The organism is Achromobacter sp. ACM03 (assembly GCF_014851665.1).
Classification (GTDB): Bacteria; Pseudomonadota; Gammaproteobacteria; order Burkholderiales; family Burkholderiaceae_B; genus Achromobacter; species Achromobacter aegrifaciens.
Map to the genome: position 1 here is coordinate 701,494 of NZ_JACVAD010000002.1, position 22,091 is coordinate 723,584.

General features: G+C 67.6%; 18 protein-coding genes. 4 read left to right on the forward strand and 14 right to left on the reverse strand.

Going from position 1 to position 22,091, the window contains the following annotated elements:
• Nucleotides 1-60: 60 nt before the first annotated feature.
• Together IB257_RS11500 and IB257_RS11505 are read right to left on the reverse strand one after the other, a co-directional pair.
• Nucleotides 61-1,443, reverse strand: coding sequence for a heavy metal sensor histidine kinase (locus IB257_RS11500; protein ID WP_192492337.1), 1,383 nt, complete (start codon nucleotides 1,441-1,443; stop codon nucleotides 61-63).
• Nucleotides 1,440-2,114 (reverse strand): heavy metal response regulator transcription factor, encoded by a 675-nt coding sequence (locus IB257_RS11505; protein ID WP_119450383.1) that lies wholly within the window; start codon nucleotides 2,112-2,114, stop codon nucleotides 1,440-1,442. Before IB257_RS11505 ends, IB257_RS11500 begins: the two co-directional genes overlap by 4 nt.
• A gap of 286 nt (nucleotides 2,115-2,400) precedes the next feature.
• Here IB257_RS11505 and IB257_RS11510 point away from each other — a divergent pair, with 286 nt between their 5' ends.
• Nucleotides 2,401-3,543 (forward strand): glycosyltransferase, encoded by a 1,143-nt coding sequence (locus tag IB257_RS11510; protein ID WP_192492338.1) that lies wholly within the window; start codon nucleotides 2,401-2,403, stop codon nucleotides 3,541-3,543.
• Nucleotides 3,544-3,568: 25 nt separating this feature from the next.
• Here the strand turns inward: IB257_RS11510 and IB257_RS31540 are convergent, their stop codons facing one another.
• Both IB257_RS31540 and IB257_RS11515 read right to left on the reverse strand, forming a co-directional pair.
• Nucleotides 3,569-3,691 (reverse strand): putative transporter small subunit, encoded by a 123-nt coding sequence (locus IB257_RS31540; protein ID WP_225588878.1) that lies wholly within the window; start codon nucleotides 3,689-3,691, stop codon nucleotides 3,569-3,571.
• A 28-nt stretch (nucleotides 3,692-3,719) separates the two neighbouring features.
• Nucleotides 3,720-5,411: a sodium:solute symporter family protein gene (locus IB257_RS11515; RefSeq protein ID WP_192353884.1), complete on the reverse strand. Its 1,692-nt coding sequence runs from the start codon at nucleotides 5,409-5,411 to the stop codon at nucleotides 3,720-3,722.
• A 612-nt stretch (nucleotides 5,412-6,023) separates the two neighbouring features.
• Here IB257_RS11515 and IB257_RS11520 point away from each other — a divergent pair.
• Entirely contained in the window at nucleotides 6,024-7,226 is a 1,203-nt protein-coding gene (locus IB257_RS11520) for an amidohydrolase family protein (RefSeq protein WP_192492339.1), read from the forward strand.
• On the opposite strand, the gene IB257_RS11525 is transcribed toward IB257_RS11520, so the two are convergent.
• On the reverse strand, nucleotides 7,210-8,082 hold the full coding sequence (locus tag IB257_RS11525) for a LysR family transcriptional regulator (RefSeq protein ID WP_192492340.1): 873 nt from the start codon (nucleotides 8,080-8,082) through the stop codon (nucleotides 7,210-7,212). The genes IB257_RS11520 and IB257_RS11525 overlap by 17 nt on opposite strands.
• A 129-nt stretch (nucleotides 8,083-8,211) precedes the next feature.
• On the opposite strand from IB257_RS11525, the gene IB257_RS11530 reads away from it, so the two are divergent.
• Entirely contained in the window at nucleotides 8,212-8,883 is a 672-nt protein-coding gene (locus IB257_RS11530) for an ankyrin repeat domain-containing protein (RefSeq protein ID WP_192492341.1), read from the forward strand.
• A gap of 69 nt (nucleotides 8,884-8,952) precedes the next feature.
• Here the strand turns inward: IB257_RS11530 and prpF are convergent, their stop codons facing one another.
• From prpF to IB257_RS11570, 8 genes are all read right to left on the reverse strand, one after another.
• Nucleotides 8,953-10,137, reverse strand: a complete 1,185-nt coding sequence (gene prpF / locus IB257_RS11535; RefSeq protein WP_192492342.1) for a 2-methylaconitate cis-trans isomerase PrpF — start codon at nucleotides 10,135-10,137, stop codon at nucleotides 8,953-8,955.
• A gap of 62 nt (nucleotides 10,138-10,199) precedes the next feature.
• Entirely contained in the window at nucleotides 10,200-12,809 is a 2,610-nt protein-coding gene (gene acnD / locus IB257_RS11540) for a Fe/S-dependent 2-methylisocitrate dehydratase AcnD (RefSeq protein WP_192492343.1), read from the reverse strand.
• A complete protein-coding gene (locus tag IB257_RS11545; RefSeq protein WP_054452081.1) occupies nucleotides 12,806-13,516 on the reverse strand; it encodes a GntR family transcriptional regulator in 711 nt (236 codons plus the stop codon). The genes acnD and IB257_RS11545 overlap by 4 nt, the downstream gene beginning before the upstream one ends.
• Nucleotides 13,517-13,646: 130 nt before the next feature.
• Nucleotides 13,647-15,449 carry an NAD(P)/FAD-dependent oxidoreductase gene (locus IB257_RS11550; RefSeq protein ID WP_175159904.1) on the reverse strand — a complete coding sequence of 601 codons (1,803 nt, stop codon included), beginning with the start codon at nucleotides 15,447-15,449 and terminating at the stop codon, nucleotides 13,647-13,649.
• Between the two features lie 218 nt (nucleotides 15,450-15,667).
• Entirely contained in the window at nucleotides 15,668-17,560 is a 1,893-nt protein-coding gene (locus IB257_RS11555) for a sigma-54-dependent Fis family transcriptional regulator (protein ID WP_192492344.1), read from the reverse strand.
• A gap of 107 nt (nucleotides 17,561-17,667) precedes the next feature.
• A complete protein-coding gene (locus IB257_RS11560; protein ID WP_175180557.1) occupies nucleotides 17,668-18,639 on the reverse strand; it encodes a tripartite tricarboxylate transporter substrate binding protein in 972 nt (323 codons plus the stop codon).
• Between the two features lie 31 nt (nucleotides 18,640-18,670).
• On the reverse strand, nucleotides 18,671-19,459 hold the full coding sequence (locus IB257_RS11565; RefSeq protein WP_192492345.1) for an alpha/beta fold hydrolase: 789 nt from the start codon (nucleotides 19,457-19,459) through the stop codon (nucleotides 18,671-18,673).
• Entirely contained in the window at nucleotides 19,456-20,049 is a 594-nt protein-coding gene (locus IB257_RS11570) for an amino acid synthesis family protein (RefSeq protein ID WP_054452076.1), read from the reverse strand. The genes IB257_RS11565 and IB257_RS11570 overlap by 4 nt, the downstream gene beginning before the upstream one ends.
• Before the next feature lie 126 nt (nucleotides 20,050-20,175).
• Here IB257_RS11570 and IB257_RS11575 point away from each other — a divergent pair, with 126 nt between their 5' ends.
• Nucleotides 20,176-21,084, forward strand: a complete 909-nt coding sequence (locus tag IB257_RS11575; RefSeq protein ID WP_175159912.1) for a LysR family transcriptional regulator — start codon at nucleotides 20,176-20,178, stop codon at nucleotides 21,082-21,084.
• Nucleotides 21,085-21,104: 20 nt separating this feature from the next.
• Here the strand turns inward: IB257_RS11575 and IB257_RS11580 are convergent, their stop codons facing one another.
• The gene (locus IB257_RS11580) at nucleotides 21,105-22,010 is read right to left on the reverse strand and encodes a LysR substrate-binding domain-containing protein (protein WP_192492346.1); all 906 of its coding nucleotides are present in this window, start codon (nucleotides 22,008-22,010) and stop codon (nucleotides 21,105-21,107) included.
• Between the last annotated feature and the right edge of the window lie 81 nt (nucleotides 22,011-22,091).

Below are 22,091 nucleotides of genomic sequence, written 5' to 3' on the forward strand. Positions count from 1 at the left end.
AATTGGGGGTAGGAGGCGCCACTTTAGTGACGCGCTCCACACCGCAACCTGTCGGGAGGATTACTTTCCTGTAATGTTCGGCGTCCGGGACAGCGTGAAGCCGACCTCGGTGCCCTGACCGCCGCAGCGCGCGAACGCGTTGCCGCCGTGCATGCGGGCAATGGCGCGGACGATGGCCAGGCCCAGGCCGTGCCCGTCGGCGCGCCGGCTGCGGGCATCGTCGCCGCGATAGAAGCGGTCGAAGATGCGCGGCAGCGCCTCGGCTGCGATCGGCGCGCCGGGGTTCCTGACCCTGATCTCGATCTCCTCTTGCCGGGTGATGCAATAGAGGTCGATGGCGCGTCCCCGCGGCGTGGCCCGGATGGCGTTGCTGAGCAGGTTGGCGATGGCGCGCCGCAACAGCCGCGGGTTGGCCATCAGGATGGCGGCGCCGTGCGCGGTCAGGGACACGCCGGCTTCGTCCAGCGCGGCTTCGTAGTACTCGGCCACGCGGGCGACCTCGCGGCGCACGTCCACTTCCTGCAGGTCCCCCGCTGGTTCGCCGCCGTCGGCGCGGGCCAGGAACAGCATGTCGTTGACCAGCGCCTTCAGCCCTTCCAGCTCCTCCAGGTTGGATTCCAGCACCTCTCGCAGCTCCTGCTCGGAACGGGGGGACGACAGGATGACCTCGGCGCCGCTGATCAGCGTGGCCAGGGGCGTGCGCAGTTCGTGCGCCACGTCGGCGTTGAAGCCTTCCATCTGCTGGTAGGCCGTTTGCACCCGGCCCAGCATGCCGTTGAAGGTATGGGTGAATTCGCGCAGCTCGCGGTCTATGCCCTGTTCCGGCAGGCGCACGGCAAGATTGTCCGGCTGGATCCGGGCGGCCTGCTGGGACAGGCGGCGGATGGGCGACAGTGAGCGCCGCACCGCCCATGCCGACAGCACCAGCGTGGCGCCGACCCAGGTGGCGCAGATCAGGACCAGCGCGGTGGCGAAGGCATACAGGAACTGCGTGCCAGGGCGCAGGTTAACGGCCACGGTGAGCTCGGCCCCCGGCAGCAGCGTGCCTTCCAGCGGCACGCGCAGCCCGCGCATGTTCCAGCCGTCCTGCGAGTGCAGCCTGATCTCGCGCCCGGACAGCGGCCGCACGTCCACGGGCGGCGCCTCGCCGTAGAACACGCTGCCGTCGGCGAGCGTGATCCAGGTCTTGAGGTTGCCGTGACCGACCATGATGTTGTCCAGGGCGCCACGCAGATCCTGCATCTGCGCCAGCGTGGTCTGCATGCCGATGAGGTGGTTGATGAGCTCCAGCTTGCCGGCCACCTCGGTGATCTCCTGGCGTTGCACCTCGCGCTTCAAGGCCCAGAACAAGGTGTAGCCGGCGATGCTGGACACCACCAGCGCAATGACGCCGAGCAGCAGCGTGAGGCGGATTTCCATCGACGCGATGCGCGGCAGCTTCATTTTTCGCGCAGCTCCAGCACGTAGCCCATGCCGCGCACGGTATGCAGCAGCTTGGTTTCGAACGGGTCGTCTATTTTGGCCCGCAGGCGCCGCACGGCGACTTCGATGACGTTGGTGTCGCTGTCGAAGTTCATGTCCCAGACTTGCTCGGCCAGCACCGTCCGGGACAGCACCTGGCCGTGGCGGCGCAGCATCAGCGTCAGCAGCGTGAATTCCTTGGCGGTCAGGTCCAGGCGCATGCCGCCGCGTTGCGCCTTGCGCCGCGCCAGGTCCATCTCCAGGTCGGCAAGCTTGAGCAGCGTCGACTCCTGCCCGCGGCCGCGGCGCAGCAGGGCCTGGATCCGCGCCAGCAGCTCGGAAAAGGCGAAAGGCTTGACGAGGTAATCGTCCGCGCCGCCTTCCAGGCCGCGCACGCGGTCTTCCACCTTGTCGCGGGCGGTCAGCATCAGGACCGGCGTTTCCTTGTGCTTGCGCAGGTCCGCCAGCACGCCGAAACCGTCGACGCCGGGCAGCATCACGTCCAGCACCACCACGTCGTAGTCGCCCTCGATGGCGGCGTGCCGTCCGTCGATACCGTCGCGGGCGATGTCGACCACGTAGTTGTGCTCGGTCAATCCTTTGCGGACGTAGTCCGCGAGCTTTCTTTCATCTTCGATCAAGAGGATACGCATGGGGCGCCTCGCATTCCTTGCACAAATGTAATGAGTCGGTCCGGCTTCTGTAATTGCCGACTGCGTAGAGTTCAGCGTGTCTGCCAAGTTCCCGCTTGGCGGCGCTGAAACACAAGGAGCGATCCGTGAGTGCTCGAAAATCTGTCTCGAAGAGCTTTGAAACGGCCAACGATGAAATTGCCGTTGCGGCGCATTATGCACCTTGCGCGCCGAAACGTGCACGGGGATATGCGCGGATGCCGGCCGCAGGGACCGGTCCGTCCAGGGCCTGAACCGGCGTTGCTCGATGAAGATCCTGTACACCAATTTCCATCGCGGCGATGGCGGCGGGCATACCACGTATGTGCTGTCGCTGGCCGGCGCGCTGCGCGGCGCGCACGATATCGTCGTGGCGGCGCCGCCAGACAGCCGGCTGTTCAAGACGGCCCTGGCGATGCCGGGCGTGCGGGTCGAAGCGCTGGATTTCCGCGGCGGCCTGCTGGCCGCGCTGCCCAATGCACGGCGCCTGCGGCGACTGCTGGTGCAGGAACGCTTCGACATCGCGCACGTCAACGGTTCTGCCGACCATCGTGTGTGCATGCTGGCAGGCTTGGGGCTGGGGGCGGACAGCCCTGCGGTGGTGTATACGCAGCACAACGACCGGATCGCCAGCAGCCTGGGCGCGACGCTGCGCGCCCGGCTGGCGACGGACCGCGTCATCTGCGTGTGCGAGCACACACGCCGCAAGCTGGCGGGCAGCGCATTCGGGCGCTGCGGCCTGCGCACCGTGCGCAATGGCGTGGACGTGGAGCGGTTCATGCCCCCCGCGCCGCAGGCGAGGGCTGAAGCCCGCCGCCGTTGGCTGCCGGCTGCGCACGCGGGCCGGCTGGTGGTCGGCAGCAATGCGGGCACCGCGGACTACAAGCGCTGGCCGGACATGGTCGAGGCCCTGTCCTTGCTGCCTGTCGAGCTGCGGGCGCGTATCGTCATCATGATCGCTGGCGAGCCTCCCGGCGAACCTCAGCGCCGGCGGGTGCGCGAACTGGGCATGGAAGACCAGGTGATCTTCTCGGGCCTGCTGGACGACGTGCGGTCGTTCGTGGACGCGCTGGACGTGGGCTTTGTGCTGTCCTCGGAGATGGAGACCATCTCGTTCGCGTGCCGCGAGATGATGGCCATGGGTGTGCCGGTCATCGTCAGCAATGCCGGCGGGCTGGCCGAGAATGTGTATCCCGGGCTGGACGGCTGGGTGGTCCCGGCGCGCACGCCCGAGGCCGTGGCAGGCGTGCTGCGCGAGATCCTGGCGCAACCGCAGCTACTGGGTCCCATGGGGCGCGCGGCGCGGGAAAAGGCAGTGCGGGACTTCGCCCTGTCCCGCTTCGTGGCGGACACGCACGCGGTCTACCTTGAAGCGCAGTCGCAGGCCCAGCGTCCGTTGCGGCTGGCGTGAATGCAACGGCCCCCAGCGTACGGCCTCAGACCATCGCTTTGCCGCTGCGCCTGGCAGCGCGGATGTCCCGCCACAGCGTCACGCACAGCAGCGCCAGGATGAGGGCGGAAATGCCGGGCCACACCAGGAAGTAGAACGTCAACCACATATCAGTCTCCTTGTTGCTTGATGGATGCTCAGCCTTGCGCCGGCTGGATTTCGGGGCGTTGCACGGCGGGTGCGGAAAGGGCGTCCTGCGCTTCCTGGAAGGAAGTCACGCGGTCCGCCAACAGGCTGAAATCGAAGCGCTGCTGGTTGCGCAGGCTGAGACCGGCGCAGACCGTGGCGCTGACGCCGTAGGCGGTCAGCGAGCCCATCAGGACGATGTACTCGCGCAAGGTGCCTACGAACACGGGCAGCATGACCAGCATGCCCAGGGCGCCCACCGCGAGCGCCGCGGGGCGGCCGAAGAAGCCGAACGTCATGAGGCCCAGCACCACGCCGCCGCCGATGGCCGAGCAGATCTCGAAGAACACGGCGACCGCGCCGGTGATGGGTAGCAATTCAAAGCGCACGACGGTGAACAGGATCACGGCGCTGAGCACGGCGCTGACGAAGGCGCGGTTGTCGACGCGGTCCCAGTAGAAGCTGGCGATGACGGGGAAAACGATGGCGCCCCACAGCGCGCCGACGAACACCAGCATGACCAGGATATCCAGGCGCAGGCTGGCGAATATCACGCCTATCATCGTGGCGACGATCATGGTGATACGGCCCCACCACAGCATGCGGCGCGGATCGGGGCGGCCGCCGGCCAGGTTCTTGGCGTAAACATCAGTCATGACGATGGCGGACAGCGCGGCCAGGTCGGAGTCGGCGGTCGAAGACAGCGAGCCCACCACCAGCAGGAAGAACAGCGCAATGCCGAAGGGCGGCAGGTAGGTCGAGGCCATCTGCGGGATGATGTTGTTCATGTCGCCGTTGGCGGGCTCCAGGCCGACGAAAAGCGCCAGCAGCCCCAGCATGCCCAGTCCGATCACGACGGCGCCATATCCCGCCGTGGCCGTCAGGAACGTGGGCTTTATCAGGTCTTCGCGCACCGCGAACAGGCGCTGGGCGATGGTCTGGTTGCCGATGGCGTAGGCCAGCACGGCCACGAAATAGGGCGCGCCCTGTTCCAGGATGGCGCGGGTGGAATAGAAGTCCGCCTGGTCGGCGCTCAGGCGCCACATGTTTTCCGACAGCACGTCGGGTCCGCCCGCGTTGAAGAAGATGAGCGGGATGATGACGACCGCGGCGATGATCATGGCGGCCAGCTGCGCAAAATCCGTCATTACGGAAGTGCGGAATCCCGACCACAGCGTGTACGACAGCACGCCCAGGCCGGCGATGAGCACGCCCTGGATGAAGGTGAGCGGGCTCAGGATCGAGACCAGCGCGCCCGCCGCCGTGAAGTTCACCATCAGGCTGATGCAGCTGCCCACGATGTTCGACACCGCCATGATCATCTGGCTGGAGGTGCCGTGGCGCGCGTGTATGACTTCGGCCAGCGTGTGCGCCTTGGGCGCCAGCTTGCGGAAGCGCTTGCCGAAGGGATAGATGAAGAGAATCATCAGCGCGCCCCAGAAGCCGTAGTGCAAGGGGCCTGACAGGCCGTACTTGTAGCCCGAGGTGGCGCTGGCGTAGAACGATGCGGCCCAGATCCAGGTTGCGATCATGCTGGCGGTGGACAGGCCGAAGCCGACCGCGTTGTTCGACACCATGTAGCCATCGACGTTCTCGTTCTTCTGGCCGATAAGCAGCGACATGAGGAACGTCGCGCCATAGAACCCGACCAGCAGCAGGATGGCGGTGGTGGCGGATAGCTGAAAGAATTCTGTCTCTTGCATCGTCTTCGTCCTTTCTCCTTGACAGCGTGTTCATGACGGACAGTCATGGCTGCATGAAGGCCGTTTCCGCGGGATGCGATGGGCGGCAAACCCCTTTGACGCAGCCGAAACACCAGGCGAGCGGCCGTAGGCGCGATCGCATGCCTGCCCGGCGCGGACGTGACTGGACACGCCCGCGGACGGACAGCAATAAGGCACACCGTATAGGTGTCTTGCTGCCGCATAGCGCAGAACGCTGGTTGCTTTTTTACGTTGCCCGATGCGGCGAGCGATGGTCCTGCCTGGTAAGCAGGAGTTTTGTTCCGCAGCCTTTACGGCTGGGTGTGGGTGTTTCGGCGTTACACGCCGGGCCGCTGTGCGCGGCCGTGTGATGGATGCTTCCAGCGATGTGCATCGCCTGGCTGCATGCGTAATGAACTACAACAGGCGCCAAGTATAGGGACATACCCCGCGCTAGTCCAGCTTGCGTCCGCCAGGCGTGCATGCGCGGGTATCGCGAATCGCATTGGCGGGTATCGCAACACTTAATTGGCCGCCGTGCGCGCCATCCGATAAGGTGTACGCAAGCCCGGGCCATGCGTACGGCGTGGCCGCGCAAGACCGAGACGACACATGACAGACCGCGTATACCTCAATGCCGTGGGAGCAGACGGCAATCCCCTATACATGCACGTGCGCGATGGCCGCATCCTGGCGCTGGGCGCCGAGCCGCCCGTCCTGGGCGCGGCGCAGGTGACCGACCTGCGCGGACACCTGGTGCTGCCGGGCTTTGTCGACGGCCATATCCATCTGGACAAGAGTTTCGTCGGCGACCGCTGGCGGCCGCACCGGCCCGCGGACAGCCTGCGCGAACGGCTGGCCATCGAGAAAGAAGAGCTTGCGGCCGCGCCGCCCATCGAGGGGCGCGCCGATGTCCTTATCGCGCAAGCCGCGGCGTTCGGCACGGTGGCGATGCGCTGCCACGTGGACGTGGACGCCACGACCGGCTTGGCGAATCTGCATGCCGTCATGGCGGCGCGCGAGAAATGGCGCGGCATTGTCGATATCGAACTGGTGGCGTTCCCGCAGGCCGGCGTGATGTCCTGTCCGGGTACGCCGCAATGGCTGGAAGCGGCCGTGCGCGAAGGCGCCGGGGTAGTGGGCGGCATCGATCCCTCCACGCTGGACGGCGATGCCGAAGGCCAGCTGGATTGCGTGTTCGGCATCGCTGAGCGGCTGGGCGCCAAGATCGATATCCACCTGCATGAGCCGGGCGAGCAGGGCGTTGCGCAGATTGCGCGCATTGCCGCGCGCGCGCAGGCGCTGGGCCTGGCGGGTCGAGTCGCCATCAGCCACGCCTATGCACTGGGCGACGTCGGCCAGGGGGCGCTGCAGGACGTGGCGCGCAAGCTGGCCGACGCCGGCGTGGCGATCATGACGAACGCGCCAGGCGACCGGGCCTTTCCGCCGGTATTGGCGCTGCGCGCGGCGGGCGTGCGCGTATTCACGGGCAATGACAACATCCAGGATTGCTGGTGGCCCTATGGCAATGGCGACATGCTGCAGCGTGCGATGCTGATCGGCTACCGCTCGGGCTTCTACACGGACGACGATTTGTTGACGGCCTTGCACATGGCGTCGCATGCGGGCGCGGCGGTACTGGGCCTGGGCGGGTACGGCCTGCAGGTGGGCAATGAGGCGACCTTCGTGGTGCTGCCCGTGCCCAACGGCGCCGCCGCGGTTGCCGCGGTGCCGAGCCAGCGCGCTTTGTTCCGCAAGGGCGAACCCGTGGGCGAGGCGGCTCGGGCATACGCTGGCGTCACGCCGGCGGCGTGACCTGCGCGGCGCGTTGCGTGCAGAAGTCCTGCAATGCGCGCCGCAGCGCGTGACCCGCGTCGCTGAGCCGCGAGCGCGCATACAGCGACAAGTGCAGGCCGCGCGGCGCCGGAAATCCTTCTTCGGGCGTGAGCAGCCGGTGTTCGGCGCTGGCGCAGGCGGCAGGCAGCAGGCTGATCCCCAGTCCCGCAGCGACGGCAGCGCCCAGGCTGGGCAGGCTGGGGCTGGAAAAGCGCACATGCCAGGGCTTGCCGCAGGTTTCCAGCATGGCGGTCATTTCCTGGCGGTACAGCGCGCCGGACGGAAAGGCCACCAGCGGCACGGCGGTGTCGGGCGCGGGCGGCGGCGCATCGCGGGCGGTGATCCAGCACAGGGGTTCGGGCCAGTGCGCATCGCAATCGGCGTCCACTTCCCATTGCTTGACCAGCAGCAGGTCCAGTTCGCCATCGCGGTAGCGCCGCAGCAGCTGATGACTGAGGCCGCCTTCGACTTCCACGCGCAGGCGCGGATAGGCCGCTTCCACGGCGGCCAGGGTAGGCATCAGCGTGGCGCCCATGAAATCCTCGGGCGCGCCCACGCGCACCACGGCGCTGGCCTGGGCGGCGGCCACGTTTTCGCGCGCCTCCTCAGCCAGCCGCAGGATGCTGCGCGCATAGCCCAGCAGGCGCTCGCCCTCCTCGGTGGGCAGGACATGGCGCTGCGTGCGGTCCAGCAGGCGGCAGCCCAGGTTCTCTTCCAGCCGGATGACGTGCTGGCTGACGGTGGATTGCGTCAGGTGCAGGTGTTCGCTGGCGCGGGTGAAGTTGCCCGTGTCCACGACGGTAAGAAAACTGCGCAGCAGGACGGGATCTAGCATTGGGATGTCCACTCGAATCTATCAAGCCAATTAATTTCATAATACTTGGGCCGGCCGCCATACTTGGAATCTCACGAGGCCGCGAGTCGATTCGGCTTGCCTCAAGCTGTTGATCTGGAGGAAATACCAATGTCTATCTTTCGTGCGGGCCGTCTTTGGCTGGCGGCATTCCTGTTGGGCATGGGGGGCGTGGCCGCGGCCGCGGGCCCGGACACCGCGCTGTTGGCCGCCGCGGGCAATGGCGACGCGGCCCGCGTCAAGCAGCTGCTGGGGCAGGGCGCTGCCGTGGATACGCGCGACGCGGACGGCAATACGCCGCTGCTGCGCGCGACGCAGGGCAATCATGTCGAAGCGGCACGCGCCCTGATCGAGGCCGGCGCCAACGTCAATGCGCAGAACTCGATCCGCGACAGCGCCTACCTGCTGGCCGGCGCCCGCGGCTATCGCGAGATCCTGGCGCTGACGCTGGCGCACGGCGCTGACCTGAAAAGCACCAACCGCTACGGCGGCACTGCCCTCATTCCCGCATGCGAGCGCGGCCACGTCGAAGTGGTGGACATGCTGCTGCGCGCCGGCGTGGACGCGGATCATGTGAACAACCTGGGTTGGACCGGCCTGCTGGAAGCCGTGATCCTGGGCGATGGCGGCGCGCGTCACCAGGCGATCGTCAAGCTGCTGATCGAAGCCGGCGCCGACGTCAACCTGGCGGACGGCAAGGGCGTGACGCCACTGCGTCATGCGCGTGAGCGCGGACAGACCGAAGTCGTGCGCCTGCTGGAGGCGGCGGGAGCGAAGGGCTGAGGCGCTGGCGCTTCGAAAAAAAACGGGGCTTGCAAGCCCCGTTCTTCATGCTGGAAACGGCAAGCCGGATCAGAACCCCTCGCGCGGCACGTGCACGCGGCCTTCCATCAGCACGCGGGCGCTGCGGCTCATGATGGCCTTGGTGACCTTCCATTCGCCGTCCACGAGCTGGGCTTCGGCGCCGACGCGCAAGGTGCCGGACGGATGGCCGAAGCAGACATTGTCGCGTTCGCCGCCGCCCGCGGCCAGGTTGACCAGCGTGCCCGGCACCGCCGCCGCGGTGGCAATGGCGACGGACGCGGTGCCCATCATGGCGTGGTGCAGCTTGCCCATGGAGAGCGCGCGCACCAGCACGTCGATGTCGCCCGCGCCGATCTTCTTGCCGCTGGAGGACACGTATTCCTTGGGCGCCGCCACGAAGGCGACCTTGGGCGTGTGCTGGCGGCTGGCGGCCTCTTCCAGCGTCTTGATCAGGCCCATGCGCAGCGCGCCGTGGGCGCGGATGGTCTCGAAGCGCGCCAGCGCGGCGGCGTCGCCGTTGATGTCGTCCTGCAGTTCGGTGCCGCGGTAGCCCAAGGCTTCGGCGTCCAGGAAGATCGTGGGGATGCCGGAGTTGATCATGGTGGCCTTGAACGTGCCGATGCCAGGCACTTCCAGGTCGTCCACCAGCTTGCCGGTGGGGAACATGGAACCGCCGTCGCCTTCCTCGGCCGGGTCCATGAATTCCAGGCGCAGTTCAGCCGCCGGGAAGGTCACGCCGTCCAGTTCGAAGTCGCCGGTTTCCTGCACCGCGCCGCCCGTCATGGGGACGTGCGCGATGATGGTTTTCTGGATGTTGGCCTGCCAGATGCGCACGACGGCGACGCCGTCCTGCGGCACGCGGGCGGGGTCGACCAGGCCGTTGGTGATGGCGAACGGGCCGACGGCGGCGGACAGGTTGCCGCAATTGCCGCTCCAGTCCACGAAGGGCTGGTCGATGGAGACCTGGCCGAACAGGTAGTCCACGTCATGGTCGGGGCGCGTGCTTTTGCCGATGATGACGGTCTTGCTGGTGCTGGAGGTGGCCGCGCCCATGCCGTCGATCTGCTTGCCGTAGGGATCGGGGCTGCCGATCACGCGCATGAGCAGCGCGTCGCGCGCGGCGCCGGGCACGCGCGCGGACTCGGGCAGGTCGTCGAGCTTGAAGAACACGCCTTTGCTGGTGCCGCCGCGCATGTAGGTGGCGGCTATCTTGGTCTGGGGAGCATGGGTCATGGGGCAGTCCTGATGATGGGTGTTGGGGCGGGCGCCGCGGCGCCCGTCCCGCCTATGGCGGATCAGCCGGCTTTCTTGTCGGCGCCGGAAGCTTCCAGGAAGTCCTGGGCAAAGCGCTGCAGCACGCCGCCGGCTTCGTAGATCGAGACCTCTTCGGCCGTGTCCAGGCGGCAGGTCACGGGGACTTCGACGGTTTCGCCGTTGCGGCGGTGGATCACCAGCGTCAGGTCGGCGCGCGGCTTGCGCTCGCCGATGACGTCATAGCTTTCGGTGCCGTCCAGGGCCAGCGTCTTGCGGTTCACGCCCGCCTTGAATTCCAGGGGCAGCACGCCCATGCCGATGAGGTTGGTGCGGTGGATGCGTTCGAAGCCTTCGGCGACGATGGCTTCCACGCCAGCCAGGCGCACGCCCTTGGCGGCCCAGTCGCGCGACGAGCCCTGGCCGTAGTCGGCGCCGGCCACGATGATCAGCGGCTGCTTGCGGTCCATGTAGGTTTCGATGGCTTCCCACATGCGCATGACCTTGCCTTCAGGTTCCACGCGGGCCAGCGAGCCTTGCTTCACCGTGCCGTCCGCGTTCTTCACCATTTCGTTGAAGAGCTTGGGGTTGGCAAAGGTGGCGCGTTGCGCGGTGAGGTGGTCGCCGCGGTGGGTGGCGTAGGAGTTGAAGTCCTCTTCGGGCAGGCCCATCTTGTGCAGGTATTCGCCCGCGGCGCTGTCCATCAGGATGGCGTTGGATGGCGACAGGTGGTCGGTGGTGATGTTGTCGCCCAGCACGGCCAGCGGCAGCATGCCGCGCAGCGTGCGCTCGCCTGCCAGCGCGCCTTCCCAGTATGGCGGGCGGCGGATGTAGGTGCTCTGCGCACGCCAGTCGTACAACGGGCTGACGGCGGCCTTGCGGTCGTCCTGGATGCCGAACATGGGGGCGTAGACCTTGCGGAACTGCTCGGGCTTGACCGCCGACTTCACCACGGCGTCGATCTCTTCGTCGCTGGGCCAGATATCCTTGAGACGGATCTCGCGGCCGGCGGCGTCCGTGCCGAGCACGTCGCGCTCGATGTCGAAGCGGATGGTGCCGGCAATGGCATAGGCCACGACCAGCGGCGGCGAGGCCAGGAAGGCCTGCTTGGCATAGGGATGGATGCGACCGTCGAAGTTGCGGTTACCGGACAGCACGGCGGTGGCGTAGAGGTCGCGATCGATGATTTCCTGCTGGATGACCGGGTCCAGCGCGCCCGACATGCCGTTGCAAGTGGTACAGGCGAAGGCCACGACGCCGAAGCCCAGCTGTTCCAGTTCCGGCGTCAGGCCGGCTTCGCCCAGGTACAGCGAGACGGCCTTGGATCCCGGCGCCAGCGAGCTCTTGACCCAGGGCTTGCGGGTCAGGCCCGCGCGGTTGGCGTTGCGCGCCAACAGGCCGGCGGCGATGACGTTGCGCGGATTGCTGGTGTTGGTGCAGCTGGTGATGGCGGCGATGATCACGGCGCCGTCGGGCATCTGGCCGGGATTGTTTTCCACCACGCCGGAGATGCCGCGCTCGGCCAGGTCGCTGACCGGCAGGCGGCGGTGCGGATTGGACGGACCGGCCAGGGTGCGCACCACGCTGGACAGGTCGAAGCGCAGCACGCGTTCGTATTCGGCCTGCTTCAGGCTGTCGGACCACAGGCCCGTGGTCTTGGCGTAGTTCTCGACCAAGGCGATCTGCTCGTCCTCGCGGCCGGTCAGGCGCAGGTAGTCGATGGTCTGCTGGTCAATCGAGAACATCGCGGCGGTGGCGCCGTACTCGGGCGCCATGTTCGAGATGGTGGCGCGGTCGCCCAGCGTGAGGCTGGCGGCGCCTGCGCCGTAGAACTCCAGGTAGGCGCCCACGACCTTCTCCTTGCGCAGGAATTCGGTCAGGGTCAGCACGATGTCGGTGGCGGTGATGCCGGGCTGCGCGCGGCCGGTGAGTTCCACGCCGATGATGTCGGGCAGGCGCATCCACGAGGCGCGGCCCAGCATGACGTTCTCGGCTTCCAGGCCGCCCACGCCGATGGCGATCACGCCCAGCGCGTCCACGTGCGGCGTGTGGCTGTCGGTGCCGACCAGCGTGTCGGGGAATGCCACGCCGTCCTGCGTGTAGATGACGGGCGACATGCGTTCCAGGTTGATCTGGTGCATGATGCCATTGCCCGGCGGCACGACTTCGATGTTGCGGAAGGCCTGCTTGGTCCAGTCGATGAAATGGAAGCGGTCTTCGTTGCGGCGGTCTTCCACGGCGCGGTTCTTGGCGAAGGCGTCGGGGTCGTCGCCGCCGTATTCCACGGCCAGCGAGTGGTCGACGATCAGCTGCACCGGCACCACCGGATTGACCTTGGCGGGGTCGCCGCCCTTGTCGGCAATGGCGTCGCGCAGGCCGGCCAGGTCGACCAGCGCGGTCTGGCCGAGAATGTCGTGACAGACCACGCGCGCCGGGAACCACGGGAAGTCCAGATCGCGGCGGCGCTCGATCAGCTGCTTCAACGCGTCGGTCAGCATGGCCGGATCGCAACGGCGCACCAGGTTTTCCGCCAGCACGCGCGAGGTGTAGGGCAGGCGGTCGTAGGCCCCGGGCGAGATCGCCTCGACGGCGGCGCGGGTGTCGAAGTAGTCCAGGCGGGTGCCGGGCAGGGGCTTGCGGTAGTTTTGGTTCATGCCTCGGTGCGCTGCAGGTTGCCCTGCGCGATCTGCTGTTCGATGTTGATACGGGATGCGCGGATGTGGCGGCGCATCAGGATTTCAGCCAACTCGCCATCGCCGTCGGCGATGGCATCCAGAATGCGGTGGTGTTCGGCGTAGGCCTGCCGGGGGCGGTTGGGGGTGGTCGAATACTGGATGCGGTACATGCGCGCCAGCTGGTAGAGCTCGTCGCACAGCATGCGGAACAGCATCTGGTTGCCGCTGCCCTTGACGATGCGGTAGTGGAAATCGTAGTCGCCTTCCTGCTGGTAATAGCCCAGCCCGGCCTGGAAGGCTTCATCGCGTTCATGCGCTTCCAGCACGGCGCGCAGCTCGGCGATTTCCGAGGGCGGCATGCGTTCGGCGGCCAGGCGGCAGGCCATGCCTTCCAGCGATTCGCGGATTTCATAGAGTTCGGACAGTTCCTGCTGCGACAGCGACACCACGCGGGCGCCGGCGTGGGGCACGCGCACCAGCAGCTTCTGGCCTTCCAGGCGGTGCAGGGCCTCGCGCAGCGGGCCGCGGCTGACGCCATGGATGCGGGCCAGCTCGGGCTCGGAAATCTTGCTGCCGGGGGCGATTTCACCCTTGACGATGGCGGACTGGATCTTGCGGAATATGTGTTCCGCAAGCGTCTCGTTGTCGCCGGGGGCGGCGCCGGGCAGGGTCAGCACCTTGCTCATTGTGTTGACAATCTTTCCGCTATGGGAAGAAAAATTCGGAAAAAAGCGCCGTATGACGCAAGATTGTCAACAATTTACCCCGGCGGCGGGGCGGGCGCAAGCCCGCCCCAATGGGACGCAGGGCGGGCGCCTAGCGCTTGTGGTGCACTTCCTGCAAGCCATAGACCTGCACCGGCACGCCCACCTGCCGCGCCTTCAGCTGCAAGGACAGGTACTGCGAGTAGTGCCGCGACTGGTGCAGGTTGCCGCCATGGAACCAGAGCGCTTCCTGCTGCGTGGGCTTCCACATGTTGCGCTGCTCGCCCTCCCAGGGGCCGGGGTCCTTGGTGGTGTCCGAGCCCAGGCCCCAGCACTTGCCGACCTTGTCCGCGACCTCGCGGTTGATCAGGTCGGCGGCCCAGCCGTTCATCGAGCCGTAGCCGGTGGCATAGACCACCAGGTCCGCCGGCAGGCTGACGCCGGACTTCAGCACCACGGCGTCGCGTGTCAGGTGGCTGACGTCGGTGCGTGACTGCAGCTTGACGCTGCCGTCGATGATCAGATCGCAGGCGCCGACGTCGATGTAGTAGCCGGAGCCGCGCCGCAGGTACTTCATGAACAGGCCCGAACCGTCATCACCCCAGTCCAGCATGAAGCCGGCCTCTTCGAGCTTGGCGTAGAACCCGGCGTCGCGTTCGCGCATCTGGTCGTAGAGCGGGATCTGGAACTGCGCCATGATCTTGTAGGGCAGGGACGCGAAAGTCAGGTCGGCCTTGCGGGTGGTCATGCCATTGGCCAGCGCCTGCTCTGAATACAGGCCGCCCAGGCCGATGTCCATCAGCGTGTCGGAACGCACGATGTGGGTGGACGAGCGCTGCACCATGGTGACGTTGGCCCCGCCTTCCCACAGCGCCGCGCAGATGTCGTGCGCGGAGTTGTTGGCGCCGATGACGACCACGTTCTTGCCGCGGTAGGCGTCCGGGCCGGGGTGTTGCGAGGAATGCTGCTGTTCGCCCTGGAATTCGTCCTGGCCGGGGAAGGAGGGGACATTGGGCTTGCCGGACATGCCGGTGGCCAGCACCAGCTGCTTGGGCCGCAGTACCACGGGCTTGCCCTCGCGCAGCACCGTGACCTCCCATTCCTGTTTCTGCTCGTCGTAACGGGCCGACTGGCAGACGCTGGAGGTCCAGTAGTTGAGCTCCATGATCTTGGTGTACATCTCCAGCCAGTCGCCGATCTTGTCCTTGGGCGCGAAGACGGGCCAGTTCTCGGGAAAGGGGATGTAGGGCAGATGGTCGTACCAGACCGGGTCGTGCAGGCACAGGGACTTGTAGCGCTTTCTCCAGCTGTCGCCGGCGCGTTCGTTCTTTTCGATGATGATGGTCGGCACGTCCAGTTGGCGCAGGCGTGCGCCCAGCGCGATGCCGCCTTGGCCGCCGCCGATGATGAGCACGTAGGGCTGGGTCTGGTAGCCCAGTTCGGCGGCTTCCTGCTCGCGTTTTTCCAGCCAGGTCTGGCGCGTGCGGCTGCTGCCGTGTTCGGCGCCCTTGGGACGGCGCAGGCCGCTGGGTTCCTCGTGCCCCTTGAGTTCGGACATGGTGGTCAGCAGCGTCCAGATCTTGCCGTCCTGGACGCGGATGTGGCCGTAGCCGCGCGCGCGGTTGGTCTCGATCTCGATCCAGCCTTGCAGCAGGCCGGCCTCCTGCGACACGGTTTCCTTCGGATCCAGGCTGAAGCGCACCGGCTCCACCTGCGACAGCTGGTGTTGCAGCATGTCGCGGATCTGGCCATGGCCTTCGAGCGTGCGGATGTTCCAGGTGAACAGCACCAGGTCGCGCCAGTAGCAGTCATCCTGGAACAGGGCCGCGACGCCGTCGATGTCCTTGTTGCCCAGCGCCGTGTTCAGGCGCGTGAGCACGGCGTCCAGGGCGGCGCCGGCTTGATCGGTCTGCATGTCTAGTCTCCTTGCCCGTGGCGGGCGATCGTTGTCGTGGCGGACCGGGACATGGTCCGCTGGCGGCCCCGGCCTGTGCCGGCCGGTGGACGTCGATAACGATCAAGCAATCGGCATGCCAGCCCTGGCGCGCAGGAGAGCTGGACTGGATGCCGTGGCGCCGCGCCACACCTGTGGCGCAAGGGTGTGGCGCCTGGGGTGGCGCCCGGCCGTGGGCCTCAGGAGCGCGAGGAGACGCCGTGGCGCCGCATCTGGCGATGCACGGTGGAGCGGTCCACGCCCAGGCGCCGCGCCGCTTCGGAGACGTTGCCGCCGCAACTGGCCAGCATGGCGCGCAAGGCGGCTTCTGCCGGGCTGGCGACGGCTGCCTCGGGCGCCAGTGCGTCGGGCAGGTCGGCGGGTTCGATCACGCCGTTCTCGCACAGCGCGGCGGCGACCGCGATGGCGTTGGCGAGTTCACGGATATTGCCGGGCCAGGCATGCGCCTTCAACGCCATCAGCGCGGCGGGCGCCAGCACGGGGGCGCCGGACTCGTCCTGGTGGCGCGCCAGCAGGCGGGCGATGAGCCATTCCAGGTCCGCACGTTCGCGCAGCGGCGGCACGGTCAGCGTGGCGGCATTGATGCGGTAATAGAGGTCTTCGCGGAAGCGCCCCTCGCGCACCAGGGCGGCCAGGTCGCGGTGCGAGGCCGACACCAGGCACAGGCGCACGGCGCGCGGGGCGTTGGCGCCGATGGGTGTGACCTCGGATTCGGCCAGCACGCGCAAGAGGCGGCTTTGCAGCGCCAGCGGCATGTCGCCGATCTCGTCCAGGAACAGGGTGCCGCCGTCGGATTCCTCGATCAGGCCCTTGCGGCCCTTGGCCGCCGCGCCGGTGTAGGCGCCGGGCAGGTAGCCGAACAGCTCGCTTTCGATCAGCGATTCGGGAATCGCCGCGCAATTCACGGCGACAAAGCGCCCGGCGCGCTGGCTGCTGTCGTGGATGGCGCGGGCCAGGTATTCCTTGCCGACTCCGGTTTCGCCTTGCAGCAGGAGGGGCAGCCCCTGCCGGGCCAGTTTGGCTGCGCGCGTCAGCATGGCCGCCATGCGAGCATCGCCGCCATCCAGACCGCGCAGCGCGGACGGCGCGCCGCGCACGGCGACCGAGGTTCCGCGCGCGTGCCGGTTGGGCTCGATGGCGTGCGCGAACAGCGCGTTGCCGTCGCGGGCCGCGATCAGGCGTTGCTGCGGCGCATGGGCGCGGGTGTAGCGCGGCAGGTCATCGAGCTGCACGTCGAAGAAACGGGTGACGGGCTGGCCGATCAGGCTGGCGGGATTGCGCCAGTCCAGGCCGGCGGCGCGCGCCAGCAGTTTGGCGCCGGTATGCGTCATGCCCAGGATGCGGCCGGAGCCGTCCAGCGATATCGCGGCCTCCGGGTCCACGTCCAGGAATTCCGGCGAGCGCGCGAAGCGCAGCACCCATTCGTTGCTGGTGCGCGCCATCAGATTGGCCATCTCGATGCGCCGCGTGGTGCTGGTGACCAGATGCAGCGCCAGGTTCTGGCTGGCTTTCAGGATGGGCGAGCTCAGCAGCGAGATGTCCAGCACGGCCGCGAGTTCGCCGTCGGCGTTGTAGATCGGCGCGGCGGTGCAGGACAGCGGCGTATGGGTGTTGTCGAAGTGGTCGGTCTGGTGGATGGTAAGGGCTTCGCCGCTTTCCAGGCAGGCGCCGACGGCGCAGGTGCCGGCGCGACGCTCCGACCATTCCGACCCCAGATACAGTCCGGCCTTGCGCAGGCTGGCGGTCTGTTGCGCGTCGCCCAGGAATTCCACAGTGACGCCCTGGCGATCGGCCAGCAGCAGCACGTAGTTCTGGCCGGCGACCTGGCGGAACAGATGGTCCAGGCCGGACCTTGCAATGGAAATCAGCGCTTCGGACTGCTGGCGGTGTTCGCGCAGCCGGCCATCCGGCACGATATAGGCCTCGCAGGCCTGGGCGGGATCCAGCCGGTACTGGTCCAGGCAGCGCAGCCAGCTGCTGACCACGTGCGCGTCGCGCTGGGTGGGGCGGCCCTGGCCGACTTGTTCGATCTCGCGGATATGGGCGGAGTGCAGGGATTCCTGACTAGGCATGTCGTCTCCATGTTGCGCCCGATCTGCGCCGGATCAACGGCCAGCATGCACAGAGGACGACACGCCTGTAAATGCTGGTTATCCAGCATCGGGACGTATGGGGGACGCTACAGGTCGACCTTGACCTTGCCGGCCTGCACCAGCCCCGCCACGTCGCGGATTTCCGCCAGCAACGCCTGTTGCAGCTGCGCGGGCGTGCCGCCGGTGGGCTGGAAGCCCTGTTCGCCCAGCTTGGCGCGCACCGTCTCGGTCTGCAGCGCGCGGTTGATGCCCTGGTTCAGCGCCGCGATGGTGGCTTCCGGAGTGCCCGCCGCGCAATAGGTGCCGAACTGGATCTGCGCCGAGAAGCCGGGGTAACCGCCTTCCGCCACCGTGGGAATGTCGGGGTACTTGGGCAGGCGTTCCGGGCTGGTCACGGCCAGCACGCGCAGGCGTCCGCCTTGCAGATACGGTTCCACCGCTGCGACGGTGGCGACCACCACCTGGATCTGTCCGCCCAGCAGGTCCGTCATCATCGGACCCGTGCCGCGGTAGGGCACGTGCAGCATGTCGATGCCGCAGGCGGCCTGCAGCAATTCGGTGGCCAGGTGTTGCGGCGTGGCGTTGCCGGGGGAGCCGAAGGTCAGCCCCTTGGGCTCGCGCTTGGCCTGGGCGACGAGTTCGCCCAGGGTCTTGGCAGGCAGGTCCGCATTGACCGCCACCATGTAGGGCGAACGCGCAATCGGGCAGACCGGCGCCAGTTGCTTGAGCACGTCCTCGGGCGGCTTGGCGTAGTAGCGCACCGACGGCACCAGGCCGGCAAACAGCAGCACGCTGCCATCCTTGGCGCCGTTGGCGGTGTAGTCGGCGCCCAGCATGCCGCTGGCGCCGGGTTTGTTCTCGACCACCACCGGGCGGTCCAGCGCGCCTTCCAGCGTGGCGGCGATCACTCGGCCCAGCACGTCGGTGCCGCCGCCGGGCGGGAAGGGCACGATGACGCGCAAAGGGGCTTCGCGCGCGCTGGCGGCGCCGCCGAGCGCGGCGCCCAGCGGCGTGAGCGCCAGGGCCGCCATGTTCTTCAGGATGGTTCTGCGATTCATATTGTTTGTCTCCGTATCCACTCTACGCGGGCTAGGCCGCGCTTGGCGCGCCGGCAGCCGGCAGAAAAAATCCATGCAGCGCCGCCGCCACGATGGCCGGTTCCTCCACCGGCAGCATGTGTCGCTGGCCAGGCACCACCTGCGCCTGCGCATGGGGCAGCGCTTCGGCCAGTTCCCGTGTCATGCGCGGGGTCGAGCCGACGTCCAGTTCGCCGGTCAGCGCCAGCGCGGGGCAGGCGATGTCTGGCGCGGCGTGCGCCAGGATCGGATCGCCCTGCGCGAACACGCGGTAAGCGGCCAGGAAGCTGGCGCGGTCGTTGTCCAGCAGGCGCTGGCCGATGCTGGCCACGCGCTCGGGACGCCGGGCCTGGAACGCGGGCGTGAACCAGCGCTGCAACGAGACCTGGGCCGCGGCTGCGGGATCCTGCGTGGCAGCTGCTTCCAGCCGCGCCAGCACGGCGCGCGTTTCGTCCGCGCTGCGGCGGAACACCGTGCTCAGCAAGGCCAGGCGCGTGACGCGTTGCGGGCGTGCGGCGGCATAGGCGCCCGCGATCAGGCCGCCCATGGAATAGCCCAGCAGATTGGCGCTTTGCCAGCCGGCGCGATCCAGTTCCGCGTCCAGCTGCGCGATGTAGTCCTGCACCGTCACTCCATCGGCGACGGCGGGGGCGCGGCCATGGCCCAGCATGTCGTAGCGCAGCACCTCGAAATGCGGCTCCAGCAGCGGCGCCAGATCGTCCCACAAGGTGTGGTCCAGGCCGACGCCATGCAGCAGCACCAGCGGTACGCCGCGGCCCGAACGGCGAAAATGCGCGCTCATTTGGCCTGCGCCTCGCGTTCCAGTTCCTGCAGGTCGGAATAGCGGTTGCCGATCCGATGATGCGGACGGCCCGAGGTCGCCGCGCCCAGGGCGATCACGATTTCGTCGGGGGCGGGCGCGTCGTTGATGGTTGTCTGCACGGTCAGATAGTGCGAGCGCAGGCCTTCGTCGAGCTTGTGCATCAGCGGCACGGTGATCACGCAGCCGGGGCCGCCGCGCATATTGGTAAAGCTCAGGTAGCTGGTGCCGCCAACCGCGCCGCGATAGGCGTTGCCGAAGCGCAGGGTGTGGATCAGCGCCGAGGCGTGTTCGACTTCGCCGGCCGTGCCCACGACCGCGGCCTTGCCATAGGCTTCAACCTGGTCGGCCGAGCCGGCCTGACGCAGGATTTCCGCGACCAGCAGCTCGCCCAGCGGCGGCGCGGCCTCCAGGATCTTGGGTCGCAGGTCTTCCTGGAACGGCTGGCCGGCCCAGGGATTGCGGATCACGGCCGCGGCGATGACCATCACCAGCGGGCGCTCGGCGGCGCGACCGCCTTCGATCAGGGTTTTTTCCACATAGCTGACTACCTTGCGCACTTGCAAAGACATAACCGCTGCTCCAGTACCTGTAGGAATGAAAGACGCGGCCATTGTTGAAGGCAAGGCGGAGTTTTGACAATCCAAATTAACTCAAGTTAATTTCGGAAAATCCGAATTTTTTGCAGGCCTGAAGCCATGTCCGCGCCCTTGAAGATCCAGCATCTGCGCCAGTTTCTGTTGGCGGCCGACCACGGCAGTTTCCGTCTGGCGGCCGAAGGCACATTCCGTTCGCAGGCGGCCGTGTCGGCGGCCATGCAGGATCTTGAGCAGCAGCTGGGCGCGCCGCTGTTCGAACCCGGCAAGCGCGCGCAGCTCACGCCCCTGGGTATCGCCGTGGCTCCGTTATTCCGCGAACTGCTGTCCACCCACGACCGGGTGCTGGACGCGGCGCGTCAGTTCGGCCTGGGCAGCCAGGGACCGGTATCGCTGGCGGTGATGCCGTCGCTGGCCGACGAGTGGCTGCCGCGTTTGCTGGAGCGCTATGCGCGCAGCCACCCCGCGATCCGCATCCGCGCCGTCGACGAGTCCTCGCAGGATGTGCACCGGCTGGTGCTGAGCGGTGAGGTGCAGGTAGGGGTGGCAGGGCAGGTGCCGCGCACGGCGGAAGTAGCATTCGCGCCGGTGGCGCGCGACGCGTTCGGCCTGGTGTGCCGCAAGAGCCATCCGCTGGCGCGGCGGCGCGGCCCCGTGCCCTGGTCGGCGTTGGCGGGCGAGCGCCTGATAGGCAATGCCACCTTCGACACGCTGAAGAACCGGCAACTGGGCAGCGCCATCGAGGACCCGTTCATGGTGGTGTCGAACCGCGCGTCGCTCCTGGCCAGCGTGGTCAGCGGGCTGGGCGTGACGGTGCTGCCGGTGCTGGCGCGGCCGGCCGCCGCGACCGGACTGGCCTTCGTGCCGCTGGCCGAACCCACGGTCGAGCGCATCGTCGGCGTGCTGACCCGCAAGGAAGAAACGCTGCTGCCGTCGGTGGCTGCCATGCATGCATTGGCCCTGCGTTCCCTGGCCCAGTTCACGCGCCGCAAGGGCGCGATCCTGGTATAGCGGCCAGGCGTGCTGCGGCGCTAGACGCCGCAGGCGTAGATCATGAACTGGCGGAAGGCTTCGGCGGGCTTGGCCAGCCGCGCTTGCGGATGCCACAGCAGCCCGGCCTCCATGGGCGGGACGGCATCGGTAATGGGTACGGCCTCGATCTTGCGGCCCTCCAGCGACCACGGACGGTAGACCATGTCCGACAGCATCGTGACGCCGAAGCCATGCGCAACCAGCCCGCGAAGCGCCTCCATCGAGCGCGTGCGGAAGGCGATGTCGGGCTGCAGGCCGTGGGCGCGCCAGTAGGCCAGTGCGGAGCGTTCGCCTTCGTCCATTTCCAACAGGATGTAGGGATAGTCGGCAATGTCGGCCAGCGACGGCGCCGATGCCTGCGCCAGCGGATGGCCGGACGCGGTCCATAGCTGCCGCCGCGAGCGTACCAGCACCTGGTGGCCGAAGCGCTCGCGCCGTTCCACGTTGGACAGCAGCGCCACGCCCAGCTCGACCTCGCCGCAGGTTACGGCGGCTTCGATCTCGGGCCGGTCGAGGTCGACAAGGTCCAGCTCCACGTCGGGATAGCGCCGCCGGAAGCGCGCCAGCAGGTCGGGCAGGAAGTAGCCCAGCACCGTGTAGGACGCGGCGATCCTCACTGCGCCGCGCAGCGCATAGCGCTGGAAGCCGGGTTCACGCAGGGCGTCGTCCAGCGAGTCGAGCACTTCACGCGCCCGCTGGTGGAAGTTATGCCCTTCGGGCGTCAGGGTGACGCCATGCGGATGCCGGTCGAACAGCCGCACGCCCAGTTGCGCCTCCAGCGCCAGGACGGCGTTGGTGACCGCGGATTGGGAGACATGCTCGTCGGCGGCGGCCATGGAAAACCGGCCGGTCCGGGCGGCAGCCGCGAAGTAGCGCAGTTGGCGCAGGGTGACATCGTTAGCCATCTGTTTAGCGAATATCTGATACATGAATATATGAATATACGATAACCAGCCTGCTTCCTACACTGCGGCAAAACACCAAGA